Below are 5,806 nucleotides of genomic sequence, written 5' to 3'. Positions count from 1 at the left end.
AGAGGCTATAGAAACTATCTACTAGTAGCTGTTCTCTAGGTAAATCAGGAGAAGTGATACTTGCTCTCATCAATATTGATTAGAGCAGCACGAAGAGAATTCTGCTCTAATCCTTGAAATAATTTACACGTACGTACACGTATACGTACGTGTTGTAGAAGATGAACAGAATTAGGCCATTATCATAGGGATAGATACATGAACTGAGTTTGTTGTCATGGACGATAAATCAATCTAATGAATGTTTACAGAGTAACGATCGAGCGGTTCAAAGGGTCATATCACGACACATTGCTTAGTATGATTCAGAAAGCAGCTGTGGACGCTATAGAGGCTATAGAAACTATCTACTAGTAGCTGTTCTCTAGGTAAATCAGGAGAAGTAATACTTACTCTAGGCAATATTGATGAGAGCAGAACCAACGAAGAGTATTCTACTCATCTCCTTGAAATGATTTACACGTACGTATACGTATACGTACGTGTAGTTGAAGATGAAGTAAATTAGATCATTAACATAGGGAATAAACTCAAGAGCTGAGTTTGTTGTCATACGATACGATTATGAATGTTTGCAGAATAAACGATCGAGCAGTTCGAAGGGTCATATCACGATATCATTGCTGTATGATTTAGATAACAGCTGTGGACGCTACAGAGGCTATAAGGATTACCACTAGTTAACTGTTCTCTAGGTAATCAGGCGAAGTGATACCTGCTCTAAGCAATACTGATAAGATCAGAACCAAGAGGAGGTTCCACTATAGCCTTAAAATAATCTACACGTACGTACACGTATACGTATACGTACGTGTATTAGAAGATAAACTAAATTAGATCATCATTATCATAGGAACTGGGTTTGTTGTCATGGACGATACGGTATGAAGGTTTGCATCGAGCAGTTCAAAGGTCATATCGCGACATCATTGCTATTTAATTCAAAAAATATAGCAAGATTCAGATAGCAGATGTGGTAGCCATAGAAGCTATAAGTACTACCCACTAGTAAACTGCTCTCTAGGGTGATCAAGAGAAATAATTGAGCAGATCAAATGAAGAAATTATAATAACATCCTTCAAATAAATCACACGTACGTACACGTATACGTACGTGTAGTAGCAGATCGACTGAATTACATGCTTACTACAGCTAGGGACTTATAGAGATAACACCAAAAGCTGGTTTATTTTCACTGGTTAGATATAGCAAGATTCAGAAAGCAGCCATGGTAGCTATAGAAGCTAAAAGGACTACCCATTAGTTAACTGTTCTAACTGTTCTCTAATATTATCAGGGAAGTGACATCTGCTCTAATTGATATTGATGAGAACCGACAAAGATGTTTCCATTAATATTTTTGAAAAAAACTAACACGTACGTATACGTACGTGCAGGATTAGAAGAACTGAACTAGATCATTATTATAGAAAGGGACATATATTGGCTGAGTTTTTTGTCATAGATGATACAGCTATGAAATTAGGTTCAGTTATTAGCAGGACGTTATAAAAAACCTACCTACTAGTTAACTGTTCTCTAGTTATCACTTAACGAAAGTCCTCTCCGTTTATATATTTTACACGTACGTATACGTATACGTACGTGATCTAAATTAAGCTAGCTATAGATACATAAGCAAGCTATTGTTATGGACGATACAACTATGAATTTATTGCTGGGAATGTGTGTAACCTAGCTCCCTCTTCGTACAAGGAAGCACAAAAAGATAATTCACGTGTAAGAGATCAAATAATTATCTGATCAATCTCTTACATGTACGTGTCCAAAATGCTCAAGTAGAATCAACATAGTCAATAATTCGCTTTTTAGCTATAAATCATACCTCTATTCACAACCAATTTGTTTAGAAATGGTAACGGAAAAAGCCCCTCTCCATCAGAACACTGATCAAAAGGTCGTGTGCTGGAATTTTGACTGGTTATATCACTACCATAGCTAGGCATAGATAACAGGATAAAGTTTGTTGTCAGATGTTAGGTCAAAAAGAGTGAAGCAATATTGATATGAGTAGAACCAATGAGAGATTCAACTCATATTTTATTCAAATAATTTACACGTACGTATACGTATACGTGTACGTACGTGTAATCGTTATAAACATTTTTAATTTAGCTTCTAAAAGAAATATGAGTTGAATTTTCTTTTTCAAAGACTAGTCAAATATGATCGTATGAACCGATATATAATAGTAGGAAGTGTTTCTAACTGAGCGTGCTTCTAAAGGAGAAATTTATATTATGAAAAAAATACTGAATTTTGATGGAAAAAAGTCTGATATGCTTATCGAGATACAAAGATACTCTGATTCTATTCAGAGACTGTTAATTGGAGAAGTAGGAAGAACTTCTACTGTTACTTTTATGAAGTATGGCGGTATTCAGGTTGAAATTACAATGTACGTACTTCTTGTTGGAGAAAGTAATCATTTTCTTATCTCAGTGACGAACAAGATAACTGAAGAAGGTTATTTTTTTGTTTATGAAGGTGTATGGGACCATGAACTGGTTATTAGTACACTTTATAGTTACAACCTCACATGTTTTAGAGAAGCAAATTTCAAAGACCATCGTGGAATATTGAAGGAGATTGGAGACTTAATGTACCTCGTTCTTACTGAATTTGACGGGCGATTTCTTTTAAGTATTGATTATGATAACAAGGAAAAGATAATAGTGAAAAAAGATGTGTACGAAGTGCTTACAGATTTAGAATGGATTGAAGAGGTTATGGAAGAAAATTTTCATTGATTTCTTAAGAGTTCAAGTTATCAGTTCGAAATAATTTTTAATGACTTCATTATGATGCATTTATAAATTTAGCAGCTTAATTTCATAATAAAATAATAGATCCAATAATCTCATATACGACATCGAGTCTATCTGTTTAATTAGTTACGAAATAGCAGCTGTCTGTTATGGTGAAATTTAATCTAGACGGTCTTATTAAAAGTATGTTCAAAGAGTTATTGTTTTATACATATACGATCCAATATTAAACCTCGATGTATAAGAACAAACAAAAACTATTCTATTATTCACTAAAATCAAAACTGAGCTATCTTTTTGTCAAGGTTATTAAATTTAGATAGTTCATATAACCACTTTAAATTTTACGAATAAAATAGGCATATTCTTAAAAAAACTTTAATAGAATAATAATGTAAAAGCAGCTGAAAAATAGCCACGTTTGATTATTCAATCAAACGTGGCTATTTCAATTTTTAAATAATAATGGGCTCTGTTAAAGATTAATGTTGAGAATTAAATCTCTGTATTCCATTTTTTAAATAACCACTATTGAAGGGGATGCTGATTTTTTCGCGCGAATTATTATAAAATGCCAAAAAGGATTAACCCTACGGTATTAATACCCAAGTTACTACACATATGTACAAACCAAGAAGTATATAAAGAATGCGATGCTTGGTTTAATAAGTGAAATACAATACCAGAAACAAACAATCCGATTATAGCTAATACAAAGATCCACCAGTCATACCAACCAATCATCATCGCTACATGATAGAGAGCAAATAAGGTGGCGCTTGTTATGTATGTTAACCACCTGTTGCTTACATTGAAGAATACGGTCCCGAATCCTCGAAAGAAAAACTCTTCTAAAAACGAATTAATCAACGAAATGTACAAAGCTACTATTATAAAATTAGATGCACTTACTCCAACCGAATCATTTAAACTGGTTGTGATATTAGAAAAATCGATGAAAGGCTTTAATAAAAAATATCCACCTACGATGATCCCGTACACAAGTCCCCCGTAGCTCAAGGATTTTCTAAAAGAACTCTTCGAAAACTTAAATAGACCGAGCAATTCCGCTTTTTTAAATTTCCACAATAAAGCGAAAGGGACCAGACCGAAAAGAAAAATCTTAATAAACGATTTTGGTGCGTAACCTAGTGCCCAAACAGCGTCTACAAATGCTAAGATCGTGCAACTAATAACAAAATATAAAAAAGTTAAAAAGAAACGCAAAATCACTCACACCTTTTATAAAAATCATAAATTTTTCTATCTTGAAATTAATTTTAATAATTTTCAACATTAACATTTAACAGATTCTAATAATAAGGGAATAGCAGGATGAATCTTACTCATTGCAAGCTCTTTAACTTCATCAGTTACATGTGTGTAAATTTGAGTGGTAGAGATATCTTCGTGACCTAGAAGCTCTTGAACAGTACGTAAATCTGTACCGTTTTGCATTAAACTAGTTGCGAATGAATGTCTTAGTTTGTGGGCAGAAAGCCTCTTTCCAGCAAATTGAGGATATTGTTCCAATAATGTTGTGAAAGTTTTTTCGGCGATCGTTTGCACCATACGCTTACTGATTCTACCCCGGCGCTGTGATATAAAAAATGCAGTTTCTTTACTGTACCAAGGTTCTAAGCGGCTTGCTAAATAGGCTTGTAATAACTGATTTAATTCAATTGGAAGGGGAATGTATCTCCATTTATCTCCTTTTCCTAAAACTGCAATCCTAGAATTATCTTTATCAAAATCCGTAACGTTTAGTTTCACAATTTCACTTACTCGGAGTCCCGCATAAGCCATAAGAGCAATGATGGTTATATCACGGATAATGTGTCTACCATGGACAAGTTCTAAACACGCATCTAGAGCTTCCTTTTGAAGATACGTAGGCTGCCGATTTTTCTCCACTTTTGCTTTTTCGATTTCCACTGCTGGATTGCTCACAGCAACTTTAAACTTTACCATCACTTTATAGAACAGCCGAATCGCTGATAGACAACGGTTACGGTAACGCGGGCCAGCACCTTTTTCACGGACCTCAGTCAGATAATACATGACATCGATATCAGTTACCTCTTTTACAGACTTTCCATCCAAACTTATTAAAAAGTGTTTTACATCATGTAGGTAACCTTTCTGAGTTTCTTTCGAATATTCACGATCTTTCATATATACAATAAAAAGCCTAATTTCATGGTCATATTGCTCAAAGACTTCTGCATAATCCATCAGCCCACCACCTTAAAAATCGATTAAAAACGAAATTGCGTTAAATTCTTATTTAATGAAATTTAGTATAACATTAATAAACGATATAGATAAATATGGAACCTATTAGTTTATTTAGCTTCTTATGTTATTCGATTAAGTTTCATAACTCATTATAAAAACAAACAAAACCTTTTTGGTGTATTTGTAGTCTGTAGTCTTAAGTATAGAAACAACGGTAGGAAAACAATCAGTATTTGATATAGAGGAGCAACGGCATCTGATTTTTCAATGTCGTTTCTTTTTTTATATTATTTTAAATTGTATAAATCACAAAAAGAAAATTGAGAGCGTATATATTTAATTGATTATTGTAAAGGAGGAGATTCTGGTTAATCTATCAAAGATTCCAACTGTGACAAGGTTTGTTTGACATTAGAGTCTGTTTTCCCAGCAAGATTGATATTAATTGGATCGAGAACATCCTTTGACCTTATTTTAGCGATGCTAGATCTAGCTTCCATTTTACGAATCCACAACAAAAAGTGGCGTTTAGGTGCTTCTGTTGATATCAATTAGCTTTGGTTTACTCACTAAGGACAACAATGACGGAACGAAATCACTAATTATATTTTTGCAGTATATGAAAAATTAGAAATAGAATTTATTCATCCGTACTTAGCTGATTTTTCCCGTCTTAAAAATTCTTAGTCTGTCAAAGTGTATTAATTGATCGATTCAATAAATCTCCCTCGAAATGATTTAAATAACTCACTCTGGCTCATGAATTCGCAGGATTTCT

General features: G+C 33.6%; 3 protein-coding genes. 1 reads left to right on the top strand and 2 read right to left on the bottom strand.

What is annotated here, in order from left to right:
* The first annotated feature begins 2,262 nt into the window (after positions 1 to 2,262).
* Complete coding sequence (locus GQY27_RS20795; protein WP_160037177.1) at positions 2,263 to 2,772, top strand: hypothetical protein; 510 nt, start codon at positions 2,263 to 2,265, stop codon at positions 2,770 to 2,772.
* A gap of 582 nt (positions 2,773 to 3,354) precedes the next feature.
* Here the strand turns inward: GQY27_RS20795 and GQY27_RS20790 are convergent.
* On the bottom strand, positions 3,355 to 4,017 hold the full coding sequence (locus GQY27_RS20790; RefSeq protein ID WP_160037176.1) for a type II CAAX endopeptidase family protein: 663 nt from the start codon (positions 4,015 to 4,017) through the stop codon (positions 3,355 to 3,357).
* Positions 4,018 to 4,086: 69 nt separating this feature from the next.
* The gene (locus GQY27_RS20785) at positions 4,087 to 5,025 is read right to left on the bottom strand and encodes a tyrosine-type recombinase/integrase (protein WP_160037175.1); all 939 of its coding nucleotides are present in this window, start codon (positions 5,023 to 5,025) and stop codon (positions 4,087 to 4,089) included.
* Positions 5,026 to 5,806 lie beyond the last annotated feature (781 nt).

The sequence above is a fragment of the Paenibacillus sp. An7 genome (assembly GCF_009870785.1).
Lineage (GTDB): Bacteria > Bacillota > Bacilli > Paenibacillales > Paenibacillaceae > Paenibacillus.
The sequence above is the reverse complement of the archived record's forward strand: the minus strand, read 5'-3'. Positions and strand labels throughout refer to the sequence as shown.